The sequence below is a fragment of the Stenotrophomonas bentonitica genome (genome assembly GCF_013185915.1).
Classification (GTDB): Bacteria; Pseudomonadota; Gammaproteobacteria; order Xanthomonadales; family Xanthomonadaceae; genus Stenotrophomonas; species Stenotrophomonas bentonitica.
Genome location: NZ_JAAZUH010000001.1, coordinates 1,563,702 through 1,578,398, shown reverse-complemented (window position 1 = coordinate 1,578,398; position 14,697 = coordinate 1,563,702). Strand labels below are relative to the sequence as shown.

13 protein-coding genes are annotated in these 14,697 nt (G+C 68.1%); 9 read left to right on the top strand and 4 right to left on the bottom strand.

The genetic code is table 11. From position 1 onward, the window contains the following. Positions 1–82 precede the first annotated feature (82 nt). From HGB51_RS06970 to HGB51_RS06960, 3 genes are read left to right on the top strand one after another with little or no spacing between them, the layout of a single operon-like run. On the top strand, positions 83–448 hold the full coding sequence (locus HGB51_RS06970; RefSeq protein WP_070209446.1) for a BlaI/MecI/CopY family transcriptional regulator: 366 nt from the start codon (positions 83–85) through the stop codon (positions 446–448). Continuing rightward, positions 441–1,685: a TonB family protein gene (locus HGB51_RS06965; protein ID WP_070209441.1), complete on the top strand. Its 1,245-nt coding sequence runs from the start codon at positions 441–443 to the stop codon at positions 1,683–1,685. The genes HGB51_RS06970 and HGB51_RS06965 overlap by 8 nt, the downstream gene beginning before the upstream one ends. Then, complete coding sequence (locus HGB51_RS06960) at positions 1,682–2,236, top strand: hypothetical protein (RefSeq protein ID WP_070209442.1); 555 nt, start codon at positions 1,682–1,684, stop codon at positions 2,234–2,236. The genes HGB51_RS06965 and HGB51_RS06960 overlap by 4 nt, the downstream gene beginning before the upstream one ends. Positions 2,237–2,246: 10 nt before the next feature. Here HGB51_RS06960 and HGB51_RS06955 read toward each other — a convergent pair whose 3' ends face one another. The 3 genes from HGB51_RS06955 to HGB51_RS06945 all read right to left on the bottom strand — a co-directional run bounded on the left by HGB51_RS06955 (position 2,247) and on the right by HGB51_RS06945 (position 4,644). Next, complete coding sequence (locus HGB51_RS06955; protein ID WP_070209443.1) at positions 2,247–3,053, bottom strand: MBL fold metallo-hydrolase; 807 nt, start codon at positions 3,051–3,053, stop codon at positions 2,247–2,249. A gap of 10 nt (positions 3,054–3,063) precedes the next feature. Next, positions 3,064–3,879, bottom strand: coding sequence for a S1/P1 nuclease (locus HGB51_RS06950; RefSeq protein ID WP_070209444.1), 816 nt, complete (start codon positions 3,877–3,879; stop codon positions 3,064–3,066). A 138-nt stretch (positions 3,880–4,017) separates the two neighbouring features. After that, positions 4,018–4,644, bottom strand: coding sequence for an OmpW/AlkL family protein (locus HGB51_RS06945; RefSeq protein WP_070209445.1), 627 nt, complete (start codon positions 4,642–4,644; stop codon positions 4,018–4,020). 198 nt (positions 4,645–4,842) lie between these two features. Between HGB51_RS06945 and gap the strand changes: the two genes are divergently transcribed. From gap to HGB51_RS06915, 6 genes are all read left to right on the top strand, one after another. Next, positions 4,843–5,844 carry a type I glyceraldehyde-3-phosphate dehydrogenase gene (gene gap, locus HGB51_RS06940; RefSeq protein ID WP_070209447.1) on the top strand — a complete coding sequence of 334 codons (1,002 nt, stop codon included), beginning with the start codon at positions 4,843–4,845 and terminating at the stop codon, positions 5,842–5,844. A 205-nt stretch (positions 5,845–6,049) separates the two neighbouring features. Continuing rightward, entirely contained in the window at positions 6,050–8,713 is a 2,664-nt protein-coding gene (locus HGB51_RS06935; protein WP_171966768.1) for a DUF2339 domain-containing protein, read from the top strand. Then, entirely contained in the window at positions 8,710–10,074 is a 1,365-nt protein-coding gene (locus HGB51_RS06930) for a DUF3999 domain-containing protein (RefSeq protein ID WP_070209644.1), read from the top strand. The genes HGB51_RS06935 and HGB51_RS06930 overlap by 4 nt, the downstream gene beginning before the upstream one ends. A gap of 53 nt (positions 10,075–10,127) precedes the next feature. Further along, positions 10,128–11,303 (top strand): phosphoglycerate kinase, encoded by a 1,176-nt coding sequence (locus HGB51_RS06925; RefSeq protein ID WP_070209645.1) that lies wholly within the window; start codon positions 10,128–10,130, stop codon positions 11,301–11,303. A 141-nt stretch (positions 11,304–11,444) separates the two neighbouring features. Further along, a complete protein-coding gene (gene pyk / locus HGB51_RS06920) occupies positions 11,445–12,911 on the top strand; it encodes a pyruvate kinase (protein WP_102945197.1) in 1,467 nt (488 codons plus the stop codon). Between the two features lie 119 nt (positions 12,912–13,030). Beyond that, positions 13,031–14,035, top strand: a complete 1,005-nt coding sequence (locus HGB51_RS06915) for a class I fructose-bisphosphate aldolase (protein WP_017356577.1) — start codon at positions 13,031–13,033, stop codon at positions 14,033–14,035. A 52-nt stretch (positions 14,036–14,087) separates the two neighbouring features. Here the strand turns inward: HGB51_RS06915 and HGB51_RS06910 are convergent, their stop codons facing one another. Continuing rightward, on the bottom strand, positions 14,088–14,642 hold the full coding sequence (locus HGB51_RS06910; protein ID WP_070209034.1) for an O-acetyl-ADP-ribose deacetylase: 555 nt from the start codon (positions 14,640–14,642) through the stop codon (positions 14,088–14,090). Positions 14,643–14,697 lie beyond the last annotated feature (55 nt).

Sequence of the window (14,697 nt, the reverse complement as noted above, 5' to 3'; positions counted from 1 at the left end):
GGTTTGAACGGCTCTCGACATGGGGGCTTGACACCGGATTGGATTACGCGCGTAATCGATCCGTCGATTACGGATGTAAATGATGAGCCAGATCAGCGAAGCCGAGGCCGTTGTCATGGAAGTGCTCTGGAACCGGAACCCGCTGGGCGCCGACGACGTGGTCGCCGCACTGGCCGACCGCGACTGGGCCGAGCCCACCATCAAGACCCTGCTCAACCGCCTGCTCACCAAGGGCGCCATCAGCGCCAGCCGGGAAGGGCGGCGCTATCTCTACTCGCCGGTGCTGCAGCGCCAGGCCTGGGTGGCCGAACAGAGCAGCGGCCTGCTCGACAAGCTGTTTGCCGGCCGGGTCGCCCCGCTGGTGGCGCATTTCAGCCAGCGCGGCGAACTCAGTGCGCAGGACATCGCCGAGCTGAAAAAGCTGATCCAGGAGCTCGACCATGACTGACGCGCTGCATGGACTGCTCCAGGCCAGCGCGTGGGCCACGCTGGCGGTGCTGCTGCTGGGCGCGGTGCGGCCACTGCTGCAGCGCCTCGGCGGTGCCGCGCTGGTGTATCGCAGCTGGTGGCTGCTGCCGCTGGTGCTGGTCGCCCCGTTGTTGCCATCCCCCGCACCTGCGTTCACCGACAGCGCGCCACTGCTGGCGCTGGGAGCGGTGCTGCATGCCAACGTCGTGCCGACCGATGCGGTCCTGTGGCCGACCCTGCTGATCGCGCTCTGGACGACCGGCGCTGTGTCGGTTGCGGTCGTGCAGTGGCGTGGCCAGCGCCGTTTCGAGCGCGCCCTCGGCACGCTGCAGCCGCGCAGTGATGGCAGTTGGCAGGCCAGTGGCGACCCGGGCCTGCCGGCCTTGGTCGGCCTGCTCGCCCCACGCGTGGTGGTCGGCCCGGATTTCGACCAGCGCTTCGCCGTCGCCGAGCAGGACCTGATCCTGCAGCACGAACACCAGCACCGTCGCCACGGCGACCACTGGGCCAACGCCGCACTTGCCCTGCTGCGCTGCCTGTTCTGGTTCCACCCGTTGTTGCCGTGGGCGACGCGCCGCTTCCTGTTCGACCAGGAGCTGGCCTGCGACGCGCGCACGGTCGACCCGCATCCGGCCCTGCGCCGGCTTTACGCCAACGCCCTGCTCAAGGCGCAGTTGGTCCACCCGGCTGCGCCCATGGCCTGCCACTGGCGCAGCCAACCGATGTTGAAGGAGCGGATAGGCATGTTGAAGGAACACAAGCGAAACGCAGTGCCGCGGTGGTCGGGCCAGCTGCTGGTGCTGGGGTTGTGCGTGGGCATCAGCACGATGGCGTGGGCCAGCCAGCGTGTCACCGGGATGCAGACGCAGATCACGGCCGAACCGGCCGCCGGGACGGACGGTTCTACCCCGCCAGACGCGGCCACCGTCGGCGCCCAGGCAAAGTTGATGTCGCCGCCGGCTTACCCGAGGAGCGCGTTCGAGCAGAACATTTCCGGCAAGGTGGTGCTGCGCGTGAACGTGGATGCCGAAGGGCGTACCTCCGGCGTAAGCGTCATCAGCTCCACCCCGGCCGGCGTGTTCGACGCGGTCTCGATCGCCGCCGCCCAGAAGTGGACGTTTGAACCTGCGCGCAGGGACGGCAAGCCGGTGGCATCCGCGCTGCAGATTCCGCTGACCTTCGCCCTGGACCAACCCGAGCCGGCGCCCGCGCCGTGAGGGCGACCTACGGCGCCCTGGTCCTGCTGCTGGCCGGCTGCGCCAGCCAGCCGGCAGTGACCCGGGTGGAAACCCGCGCCGAGAATGTCGGCTACCAGCGCCTGAAGATGGACGCGGCCGGTGGCGCCGGTGCCGTGCAGGCGTACACGCTGCAGCCCAGCGAGGGGTATCGCATGCCGCAGCTGTATGCCGGACCGGACCCGGTGGTGGGCGACCGCGACCCGCGACGGGAACTGGCACCGACCACGGTGTGCCTGCAGGTCGTGGTGGACGCAGAGGGCAGGGTGGAGCGCAGCGCGCCGGTAGCCGAACGCAGCGATTGTGCCGCCGGCAGCGAGGCAGAGAACCAGGTGTTGGTGGTTGCCGCGCAGGAAGCGGTGGCGGCGTGGCGGTATACACCCGCAGCGGTGTGCCACTTCGCCATCGGCACCACCCCGCGCGATCCGGGTGACTGCAACGATGCCGAACGCATCGAGCCGGTGGCGGTCAGCCTGTTCTACGCCTTCACCTTCGAGATCGTGAAAGGCGAGCACGTCGTGCATCGGCGGTAAAACCGGGCCTTCAGGGTTCCGCGCCGCCCTGCAGGTTGGCCTTCACCGAGGGATGCATCAGTTTGGGTTCGGCCAACGTTGCATCCCTTGCCTGTCGGGTCGCAACGAATTCCGCTTCGCCCACCCCGTCGCGCAGGTGGATGTTGCGCGCGCGCTGCTCGCCGATGGTGGTCTCGTTGGCCACCGCGCGACCACCCGGGCCGTAGTCATGGCAGATGAACACCCGGGTGGCCTCGGGCAGCGCCAGCAGCCGCTGGATCGAGCGGTACAGCAGCGCCGCATCGCCGCCCGGGAAATCGCAGCGGGCGGTGCCGCCGTCGGGCATGAACAACGAATCGCCGGTGAACAGCGCATCGCCGATGCGATAGGCCACGCTGTCGCTGGTATGCCCTGGAACGGCGATGACCTCAGCCGCCACATCGCCCAACGCAAACGTTTCGCCGTCGGCGAACAGACGGTCGAACTGTGACCCGTCGGTGGGCACGTCCAGCGCATAGCGCGGTGCGAACGTGCGCTGGACTTCCACGATTCCCGCACCCATCGCCAGCGCCGCCTGTGGCCACTGCTGCTTCAGCCAGCGCCCGGCGCTGACATGGTCGGCATGGGCGTGGGTCTCCAACAACCAGCGAACGTCCAGTGTCTGTTCGCGCACATGCGCCAGCAGCGGCTGCAGCGGCCCGGCACCCAGCGCATCGGTGTCCGGGTCGTAATCCAGCACCGGGTCGATCACCGCCGCCTGCCGCGTTGCCGGGTCATGCACCACGTAGCTGAAGGTGTGGCTGTCGGGGTGGAAGAAACTGGCAACGTGCGGCGTCATGGCGATGACCTCAGGGTTTACCCAGCGTGTCGTTGAGCAGCACCGCCAGGCGTTCGCCGGCCAGGCGCAGCTCGCGTTCGGCGACCGGCAGCCAGGTCGCGGCGTAGTCTGCATCCAGCGTACGCTTCGGGGGGTAAACACCAGGTGCAATCGCGATCCGGCAGCTGGCTTCCGCCCACTGCACCGCGTCGGTGTCGATCGCCGAACGCTTGCCGAACTTCGGCTTGGGCAACGCGGCCAGCCGCTTCGTCCAGGCGTCGTCATCGAGCTTCATCGTGTTCAGCAGGCCGCTGTCCCACAGCGAATGCAGGTTGGTACCGCGCCCGTTGAACTGCACCTGGAAATCGTTGCCACCCTTGTCGTGGCCGTAGCCGGCGTGCATCGGCTGGTGGATGTCGCCGACGAAATGGACCACGAACTTCAGCGCCTGCGCACGTTCGGCATCGGTACGGCTGCGGTCGCCGAGGATGGCGGTCTGGGTCTTCAGCGCTTCCACCACGCAGTTGCCGTTGCGGCAGTTGCGCTCGACCTCGTACTGGCAGTCGTCCTCGCCGATGTTCACGTAGTGCCAGCCGGCCGAGCGCTTACCCAGCCCGGGGTCCTTGGCACGCAGTTCATCGGCCCACGGCGCGATCGCAGCCAGGGTCGGGGTGGGTTCGTTGGCGAGCAGGCGGGCCACCTCGGCGCGGGTCTGCGCGGTCAGCCGCGGTTCGGCGACACGGGCCACCAGTCGGTGGCCCTGTGCGCCCCAGGCCAGGGCGTCGGTGGAAACCAGGGTAAGCGTGAGCAGCAGCGCGGAAGAAGAGAGCAGGGAGGCGATTTTCATCGGCCCATTCTAACGACCCACCCGCATCGGGGCATTTGCCGTCGGTGTCGGTGTGCAGTCCTGCATAAAAAAGCCCCGGCCAGGCCGGGGCAATCTCGTGCTGCGACGGGTGTTGCGCGGTGCGGTCCTGATCGGCGATCAGAACTTGAACACGTAGGCCAGGCCGTAGGCGAGCGGGTCGATCTTGACCGTGCCGAGCTTGGCGCCATCCAGCTTCACGTCGGTGTCGATGTCGATCCAGCGCACGTCTACGCGCAGGGCGCCCTTCTCGCCGACGGCGAAGTCCAGGCCGGCATGGGCGGCCAGGCCCCAGGAGTCGTCCAGCTTCAGCCGGCTGCCGGTCAGCGCGCCGCCGGTCTCCTCGCTGAAGAAGGTGGTGTAGTTCAGGCCGGCACCGACGAACGGCGACACCTTGCCCTTGCTGTTGAAGTGGTACTGCAGCGAGACCACCGGCGGCAGGTGCTTGGTGCTGCCGACGCGGCCCAGACCGTCGATGTTGATGTCGTGCTTGAACGGCAGCGCGGCCAGGATCTCGATGCCCAGGTTGTCGGCAATGAAATACTCGCCGGTGATGGTCGGCTTGATGTCGCTGTCCACGTCGACCTGCAGGCCGCCGGCCAGGGTGCCGTTGTTGGACTTGGGTGCAACCTGGTGCACGCCGGCGGCAATGGTCCAGTCGCCCTTGGACTGGGCCATGGCGGGGCTGGCGGCCAGGGCGAGGGCGGCGGCAAGGCTGGCAAGCAGGAGGGGGGAGGGGGTACGCATGGTGCAGTCTCGTGGCGGGTGGAATAGGGCCAGTCTTCCCGTCCGTGCCCTGCCGCGCCTTGATCCGGATCAAATCGTGAAATTTTCGTTGTAACCGCTTACCCGTCGGCAGCCGGGGGCCGCTTGCGAGTGGCCTTTGCTAGAATGACAGCCCCTTTCCATTGGGCCGCATCGTTGCGGCTGCAGGAGCTTGTGAACATGGCAATCAAGGTTGGCATCAACGGTTTCGGCCGCATCGGTCGCAACGTGCTGCGTTCGGCCGTGCTGAATTTCGGCAATGACATCGAAATCGTCGCCATCAACGATCTGCTGGAGCCGGATTACCTGGCCTACATGCTGAAGTACGACTCCGTGCACGGCCGCTTCAAGGCCGACGTGTCGGTCTCGGGCAACGACCTGCTGGTCAACGGCAAGAAGATCCGCCTGACCCAGGAACGCGACCCGGCCAACCTCAAGTGGGACGAGGTCGGCGTGGACGTGGTGATCGAATCCACCGGCCTGTTCCTGACCAAGGAAACCGCGCAGAAGCACATCGACGCGGGCGCGAAGAAGGTGATCCTGTCGGCGCCGTCGAAGGACGACACCCCGATGTTCGTGTACGGCGTGAACGACAAGACCTATGCCGGCCAGGCGATCATCTCCAACGCCTCGTGCACCACCAACTGCCTGGCGCCGCTGGCCAAGGTGATCAACGACAAGTGGGGCATCAAGCGCGGCCTGATGACCACCGTGCATGCGGCCACTGCCACCCAGAAGACCGTTGACGGCCCGTCCAACAAGGACTGGCGCGGCGGCCGCGGCATCCTGGAAAACATCATTCCGTCCTCCACCGGCGCGGCCAAGGCCGTCGGCGTGGTGATTCCGGAACTGAACAAGAAGCTCACCGGCATGAGCTTCCGCGTGCCGACCTCGGACGTCTCGGTGGTCGACCTGACCGTCGAGCTGGAAAAGGAAGCCACCTACGCCGAGATCTGCGCTGAAGTGAAGGCACAGAGCGAAGGCGCGCTGAAGGGCATCCTCGGCTACACCGAAGACAAGGTCGTGGCCACCGACTTCCGCGGCGAAACCCACACCTCGGTGTTCGACGCCGAAGCCGGCATCGCGCTGGACGGCACCTTCGTCAAGCTGGTCTCCTGGTACGACAACGAGTGGGGCTATTCCAACAAGTGCCTGGAAATGGCCAAGGTCGTCGCCGCGTAAGACGCCGGGTTCGCCCGCGCAACGTGTCGCCCACCCGGTAGAGCCGGGCTCTGCCCGGCTCCACGCCGCAACGATCGAAAAAGAACGCCCGACCGCAAGGAAGGGCGTTTTTTTTTACCCCCGCCAATTCAGTTACGATGTCCCCGTGCCGCAGGCGCCATGCTCGTCCAGGTGGGCCGTGGCGTTCCCACGAGGATGACGCGGAATGGAAGCACTGATTGTCCTGGCGGTACTGCTGTTGCTGGCCGTGCCGGTGTTGCTGATCGTTGCCCTGGTGATGATTTCCGGCCTGCGCCGGCGGGTTGCCGCGCTGGAACAGGCGCAGGCAGGGACCGTTGCGGCGCCTGCCGAACCGGTGGTTGCAGACTGGGACGCCCGCGCGCCGGCGCCGGCGCCCGTGGTATCGCCGTTCCGCGCTGACGTACCTGCGCCCGAGCCCGAATTCGAGCCAGCGCCCCAGCCCGAGCGACTCGCCGCCGCCGCCCGCGTCGCGCCACCGCCGCTTCCCCCGGGCCCGCCGCCTGCCCGACCCGAACCCTTCGTTCCGCCGCCGCGCGGCCCGGACCTGGGCGAGCGCATCGTCGGCACGATCAAACGCTGGTTCACCGAAGGCAACGTGCCGGTCAAGATCGGCATGCTGGTGCTGCTGGCCGGTGTCGCAGCACTGCTCAAGTACGCCAGCGACCAGGGCTGGCTCAACGCGCCCATCGAACTGCGCCTGGCCGCCATCGCCGCCGGTGCACTGGCCGGGCTGGTGTTCGGCTGGGTGCAGCGCGAGCGCCGCCGGATGTTCGCGCTGGCCCTGCAGGGCGGCGCGATCGGCATCCTGTTGTTGACCATCTTTGCCGCGTTCAAACGCTACGAACTGATCGAACCCGGCATCGCGTTTGCGATGAGCATCGTGCTGATCGCCGGCATGGGCGTGCTCGCGGTCGTGCAGAATTCGCGCACGCTGGCGGTGCTCGGCATCCTCGCCGGCTTCATGGCACCGATCTGGCTGTCCACCGGCAGCGGCAACCACGTGGCCCTGTTCTCGTACTACGCAGTACTCAACGCCGCCATCCTTGCCATCGCCTGGTGGCGCCCGTGGCGCGCGCTCAACCTGCTGGGCTTCGCCTTCACCTTCGGCATCGGTACCGCCTGGGGCGTGCTGCAGTACAACGCCGACAAGTTCAACAGCACCGAACCGTTCCTGCTGCTGTTCTTCGCCTTCTACCTGCTCATCCCGATCCTCTACGCGCGCCGCCAACCGGCCGACAAGCGCGATCTGGTCGACGGCAGCCTGGTGTTCGGCACGCCGCTGATCGCGTTCTCGCTGCAGGCCGGCATGCTGCATGACGACCGCCTGCTGCTGGCGCTGTGCGCGCTCGGCCTGGCGGCGTTGTATGCAGCGCTGGGCTGGGTGCTGATCCGGCGCGACCGCTATGCCGCGCTCGGCCAGTCGCACGCGGTGCTGGCGGTGGGCTTCGCCACACTGGCCGTGCCGCTGGCGCTGTCCGCACGCGCCACCGCCAGCGTGTTCGCGCTGGAAGGCGCGGCGCTGGTCTGGCTGGGCCTGCGCCAGTCGCGGTGGCTGCCGCAGATTGCCGGTGCGCTGCTGCAGCTGGGTGCGGCGTTCGGCTTCGTGGTCGGCGCCGACTACTGGCTGCAGGACGCCACCGCGATCGCCAACCCAACCTTCATGAGCGGCCTGCTGTTGGCGCTGGCCGGCTTCGCCTCGGCCTTCAGCTACCGCCGCAGCGGGCGCGACGCACCGGCCATCGTGTACTACCTGTGGGGCCTGCTGTGGTGGCTGGGCGGCGCCAGCCACGAGATCAGCCGCTTCATCGCCTTCGACAGTCGGCCGGATGCGCTGCTGATCCTGGTCGCGGTCACCGGCTGGATCGCTGCGGAAACCCAGCGTCGCTTCCCGGCACGTGCGTTGGTGTTGACCACGCTGGCGATGCTGCTGTGCGCGTTTCCGCTGGCGCTGTGGCAGGCCGACGTCCACCGCCAGCCGTTCGCCGGCTACGGCGCGCTGGCCTGGGTGGTGTTCGCCGTGCTCGGCGTGCGCAGCCTGTGGTGCCTGCGCGGCGGCCAGGACCGCGTCGCCGTGGTCGCGCAGTTCGTGTGGTGGTTGCTGTGGCCCACCGTGGTCTCGCTCACCGCCAGCTGGCTCGCCGACCGCTTCGCACTGGCCGAAGGCTGGGCACTGGCCGCGATGTTGCTGCCGTGGCTTGTGGTCGCTGCCATCTCGCTGCAGCGCTGGCGTTGGCTGAGCGTGCCGCTCGGCGAGCGCTTCGATGCGGCCCGCCCGGCATTGCAGTGCACGCTGTTCGCGGTGCTGGGGCTGGCCTGGGTCGGCTACCTGTTCGCGCGCGGTGGCGCAGCGCCGCTGCCGTGGATTCCGCTGTTGAACCCGCTGGAACTCGCACAGCTGGCCGTGCTCGCCCTGCTCGCGCGCTGGCTGTGGCGCGGCCAGGCGCCGGCCGCACTGCAGGCACGGCGCGTGCCGCTGCTGGCGCTGGCCGGTTTCGTCGCGCTGACCAGCATCACCCTGCATGCCGTGCATCACTGGGGCGGGGTGCCGTGGAACGAGCGGTTGTGGTCGTCCACGCTGGCCCAGACCAGCCTGACCGTGGTCTGGAGCGTGCTCGGCGTGATCAGCTGGGTGTGGGGCTCGCGACGTGGGCAACGCGCGCTGTGGCTGGTTGGCGCGGTGCTGATGGGCGTGGTACTGGCCAAGCTGGTGCTGATCGACCGCCAGCACCTGGGCAACCTGCTGGGTATTGCTTCCTTCATCGCCTACGGCCTGCTGTGCACGGTCGTGGGCTACCTGGCCCCGGCGCCGCCGCGCGCGCCGGACGCTACCCTGGAGCCACAACCGTGAACCTTTTCTGCCGCCTGATCGCCGCCGCTTCACTGACCCTGGCCGCGCCCGCGTTGTGGGCCGCCGACGCGCGCCAGGACTACCGCGAACAGTGGCCGCTGCAGCTGTCCGCGCCGCAGGCCGGCGCCTACCGGCTGATCCTGAGCGAGGCGCAGTACCGCAGCGCGGTGTCGCCGCAGCTGGCCGACGTGCAGGTCTTCAACGCGCAGGGCCAGGCGCTGCCGGCGGCGTTGTTCTCGGCCGACCAGCCGCTGGCGCGTCCGGCGCAGTGGCAGCCGCTGCCGTGGTTCGCGCTGCCGGCGCAGGGCGGCGGTGCAGGCGAAGACCTGCAGCTGCTGACCGAACGCAACACCGACGGCAGCGTGCGCCGGGTGGAAGCGCGGCTGGGCCGCAGCGGCGCCAGCGCCGAGCCGGGCGGCTGGCTGGTCGACGCCAGCGCGCTGCGCACCGGCGTGCAGGCGTTGCAGCTGGACTGGCAGTCCACCGAACCGCTGCAACTGCGCGTGGCGGTGGACGCCAGCGACGACCTGCGCGACTGGCAGCGCGTGGCCGACGCAGTGCCGCTGGTCGACCTGGAGCAGGGCGGCAACCGCCTGCAGCAGCGACGCATCGAGATCGGCCACCAAGCGAAGTACTTCCGCATCGTGCCGCTGGCGGGCGCGCGCCTGCCGGTGCTGACCGCCGTGCAGGTCGAACGCGTGGCGGCCGCGCAGGCGATCGAATGGCAGTGGCGCACGCTGGCCGGTACTGCCGGCACGCCCGGCGAATTCGAATACACGCTGGACGGCCGCTTCCCGGTGGCCCAGGTCGACATCGCCACCGCCGACAACAGCGTGGTGCAGTGGACCCTGCTCAGCCGGGACGACCCCAGCCGGCCGTGGCAGGTGCGGGCCGGCCCGTGGGTGGCCTACCAGCTGCAGGACAGCGCCGCGCGGCGCCAGTCGCAGGCGCAGTCGCTGGCCGTGCCCAGCCGCGACCGCTACTGGAAGCTGATGGCCGGCCAGGCCCAGCCCAGCCAGGCGCCGACCCTCAAGCTGGGTTACCAGCCCGAAGCGCTGGTGTTCCTCAGCCAAGGCGAAGCGCCGTTCACGGTCGCGGCCGGCAGCGTGCGCGCGCAGCGTACCGACGCACCGGTGGGCACCGTGATCGCGCAGCTGCGCCAGCAGCAGGGCGCGCAGTGGCAGCCGGCCGCTGCGACCGTGCAGGGGCCGGCGCAGGTGCTGGCCGGCGACGCCGCCGTGCAGGCGCAACGCGACTGGAAGCGGTGGCTGCTGTGGGGCCTGCTGCTGCTCGGCGTGCTGGTGGTAGGTGGATTCGCAGTCAGCCTGCTGCGACCGTCTGGGCGCGCACCGCTACAATGACCCTCTGCGCCGTGCGCGGCGCATTTCCCTTTCCGCCAAAGAGTTGCTGCCCCATGTCCATCGTTCGCATGACCGACCTCGACCTTTCCGGCAAGCGCGTGCTGATCCGCCAGGACCTGAACGTGCCGATCGAGAACGGCCGCATCACCTCCGAACAGCGCATCACCGCCTCGCTGCCGACGTTGAAGCTGGCGCTGGAAAAGGGCGCCGCGGTGATGGTCACCTCGCACCTGGGCCGCCCGCAGGAAGGCGTGTGGAGCGAAGCCGATTCGCTGGCGCCGGTCGCCGTGCGCCTGTCCACCCTGCTTGGCGTGGACGTGCCGCTGGTGCGTGACTGGGTCGACGGCGTCGACGTGGCCCCGGGTTCGATCGTGCTGCTGGAAAACTGCCGCATGAACGTGGGCGAGGGCAAGGACGACGAAGCGCTGTCGCGCAAGTACGCCGCCCTGTGCGACGTGTTCGTGATGGACGCCTTCGGCACCGCGCACCGCGCCCAGGCCTCCACCCACGGCGTGATCCGCTTCGCTCCGGTTGCCGCCGGTGGCCCGCTGCTGATGGCCGAACTGGACGCGCTGGCCAAGGCCCTGCACGCACCGGCGCAGCCGCTGCTGGCGATCGTGGCCGGCAGCAAGGTCAGCACCAAGCTGGAACTGCTGGCCAACCTGGTTGGTAAGGTCGACCAGCTGATCGTCGGCGGTGGCATCGCCAACACCTTCATCGCCGCAGCCGGGCATGCCGTGGGCAAGTCGCTGTACGAGCCGGACCTGCTGGACACCGCGAAGAAGATCGTGGCCGACGCCAAGGCGCGCGGCGCCGACATTCCGCTGCCCACCGACGTGGTGGTGGCCAAGCAGTTCCTCCCGGACGCCGAAGCGACGGTCAAGGCGGTCAATGACGTGGCCGAAGACGACCTGATCCTCGACATCGGCCCGCAGACCGCTGCGCACTACGCCACGCTGATCGCCAAGGCCGGTACCGTGGTCTGGAACGGCCCGGTCGGCGTGTTCGAGTTCGAAGCCTTCGGCCACGGTACCGAAGCGCTGGCCCGCGCCATCGCCAGCTCGCCGGCGTTCTCCATCGCCGGCGGTGGTGACACCCTGGCCGCCGTTGACAAGTACGACATCGCCGACCAGGTCAGCTACATCTCCACCGGTGGCGGCGCGTTCCTCGAGTTCCTGGAAGGCAAGACCCTGCCGGCCGTGGCCGCACTGGAAGCACGCGGCGCCTGACCGTACGCCGCCGCATGTCGCGTCCGGGTCTCGTCGTGTCTGCAGGACATCGTCGAAACCCAGACGCGACAATGCTGTAAACGTATTCATGGGACGTGAAGGGTGTGGTAATTTCGATCCTTTCCCGGGAGCCCATGAACCATGATTGAGCGTCAGCGCCGTACGAAGATCCTTGCCACCCTCGGTCCGGCTACCGACCCGCCGGGCGTGCTGGAGGATCTGTTCCGCGCCGGCGTGAACGTGGTTCGCCTCAACTTCAGCCACGGCGACCCGTCCGGCCAGGCCAAGCGTGCCGCCGACGTGCGTGCCGCCGCCGCCCGCGTGGGCGTGGAAGTGGGCATCCTGGCCGACCTGCCGGGCCCGAAGATCCGCATCGAGCGCTTCGCCGAAGGCAAGATTCAGCTCAAGGCGGGCGACCGTTTCGACCTGGTCGCGTCGCCGACCGCGCCGGCCGGCGACACCACCCAGGTGGGCGTGAGCTACCTCGGCCTGCCGCAGGACGTGGCCCCGGGCGACGTGCTGCTGCTCGACGACGGCCTGATGCAGCTGCAGGTGGTGGAAGTGCAGGGCGAGCGCATCGTCAACACCGTGCTCAACGACGGCGTGCTGTCCGACCGCAAGGGGCTCAACAAGCAGGGCGGCGGCCTTTCGCTGGGCGCGCTGACCGAGCGCGACAAGGAACTGATCGGCATCGTCGCCAAGATCGGCGTGGACTTCATCGCCGTCTCGTTCTGCCGCAACGCGCAGGACATGAACGACGCCCGTGAGATCGCCGAAAAGCACGGCTGCTACGCCGCGCTGGTGTCCAAGATCGAGCGTACCGAAGCGATCGAGAATCTCGAGGAAATCGTCGACGCCAGCGACGTGGTGATGGTGGCGCGTGGCGACCTCGGCGTGGAAATCGGCGACGCCGAACTGCCGGGCCTGCAGAAGAAGATCATCAAGGCCTCGCTGGCCCAGAACAAGGTGGTGATCACCGCCACCCAGATGCTGCAGTCGATGGTCGAAAGCCCGATCCCGACCCGTGCCGAAGTGCTGGACGTGGCCAACTCGGTCATCGACGGTACCGATGCGGTGATGCTCTCGGCCGAAACCGCCGCCGGTGCCTATCCGATCAAGGCCGTGGAGGCGATGGCCCGCATCTGCCTGGGTGCAGAGCGCCAGTTCCAGACCGAAACCGACTTCGGCGCCTCGCCGCGCAACCTGGAACGTGCCGACCAGGCCATCGCCATGGCCACCATGTTCCTGTCCCAGCACGTGGGCGTGCGCGCGATCGTGGCGATGACCGAATCCGGTGGCACCGCGCGTTACCTGTCGCGTTTCCGTGCCTCGGCACCGGTGTACGCAGTGACCCGCCACGACGGCGCCCGCCGCCAGATGGCGCTGATGCGCGACGTGTTCCCGATCAACTTCGACAGCCGCGGCCTGACCCCGCGCGAAGCCGCGCGCGGCAGCATCCGCCTGCTGGTCGAAGCCAACCAGCTGCAGGCTGGCGACCGCGTGGTGTTCACCAGCGGCGAGCACATGGAAACCCACGGCGCCACCAACACCCTGCGTTTGTTGGAAGTAGGTGAAGACGGCCGCGCCAGCGGGCTGGGCGATCTGTGACGTAGAGCCGGGCTCCGCCCGGCTTTTCTCCTGAAACCGGTTCCAGAATCCGTGGACGGCCAGTTCACGGAATGGCGGGTCTATAATTGCTGTTTTCCCGCACCCGCCACAGGAAATACATGAGCATCGAACAGCTGGCCGAAACCGCCCAGGCCATGGTCGCCCCGGGCAAGGGCATCATCGCCATCGACGAATCCACCGGTACCATCGCCAAGCGCTTCGCCAGCGTGGGCATCGAGAACACCGAAGAGAACCGTCGTGCCTACCGCGAGCTGCTGCTGACCACGCCGAAGCTCAACGAGCACATCTCCGGCGCAATCCTGTACGACGAAACCATCCGCCAGTCGACCAAGGACGGCGTGCCGTTCGCCAAGTACATGGCCGACCACGGCATGATCCCGGGCATCAAGGTCGACAAGGGTGCACACCCCCTGGCCGGCTGCCCGGGCGAGATGGTCACCGAAGGCCTCGACGGCCTGCGTGAGCGCCTGCAGGAGTACTACAAGCTGGGTGCGCGCTTCGCCAAGTGGCGTGCGGTGATCAACATCGGCGAAAGCATTCCGTCCGGCACCTGCATCGAGTCCAACGCGCACGCGCTGGCCCGTTATGCCGCGCTGTGCCAGGAATGCGGCCTGGTGCCGATGGTCGAGCCGGAAGTCATCATGGACGGCGACCACGACATCGAAACCTGCTACGAAGTCACCGAAGCCACCCTGCGCTCGCTGTTCGACGCGCTGTACCAGCAGAACGTGCTGCTGGAAGGCACCATCCTGAAGGCCTCGATGGTCATCTCCGGCAAGGGCTGCGACGAGCAGGCCGACGTCGAGGAAGTCGCCGAGTCCACCGTGATGTGCCTCAAGAGCACCGTGCCGGCGATCCTGCCGGGCGTGGTGTTCCTGTCCGGCGGCCAGAGCGACGAGCAGTCCACCGCCCACCTCAATGCCATGAACCAGATGGGCAACCTGCCGTGGCCGCTGAGCTTCTCCTACGGCCGCGCCATGCAGCAGGCCGCGCTGAAGCTGTGGGCCAAGGACACCAAGGCCAACGTCGCCAAGGCACAGCAGACCGTGTACGACCGCGCCAAGGAAAACGGCCAGGCCGCACTGGGCAAGTGGAACGGCTGATCCTCGCCGTCACCGCGAAATGAAGAACGCCGGCAGCAATGCCGGCGTTTTTTCATGCGGTTGCCGGTAAATCCAGCGGTTGTCCCGACTCCACCAGCGCCTGGTGGTACGCCTTGAAGGTCGCCGCGTTGTAGGCCACCAGGATGATCCGCTGCGGTTCGCGGTGCGAACGTTGCCAGGCCAGCGTTTCGGTCGCTGCAATGCGCGCGGCCTGGTGCAGTGGATAACCGAACACCCCGCAGCTGATGGCGGGAAACGCGATGGAACGCAGGCCCATCTGCTCAGCCAGCTGCAGCGATTTCCAGTAGCAGTTGGCCAGCAATGCAGGCTCGTCGCGCTGGCCGTCCTGCCAAACCGGGCCCACCGTGTGCAGCACGTGTTTCGCCGGCAGGTTGTAACCGGCGGTTGCCCGCACCTCGCCGGTAGGGCAGCGCATGCCCGGCCGGATCTCCGGCAGCGCCGCGCATTCGGCCAGCAGCTGCGGCCCGGCGGCGCGATGGATCGCGCCATCCACGCCGCCACCCCCGAGCAGGGATTCGTTGGCCGCATTGACGATCGCATCCACCGCCAGGGTCGTGATGTCGCCCTGCCACACTTCGATCTTCATGCGTGCCGCTCCTTGTATCTGCCGCCTCATAAGGTGGCGGCCAGGGCATCAAGGT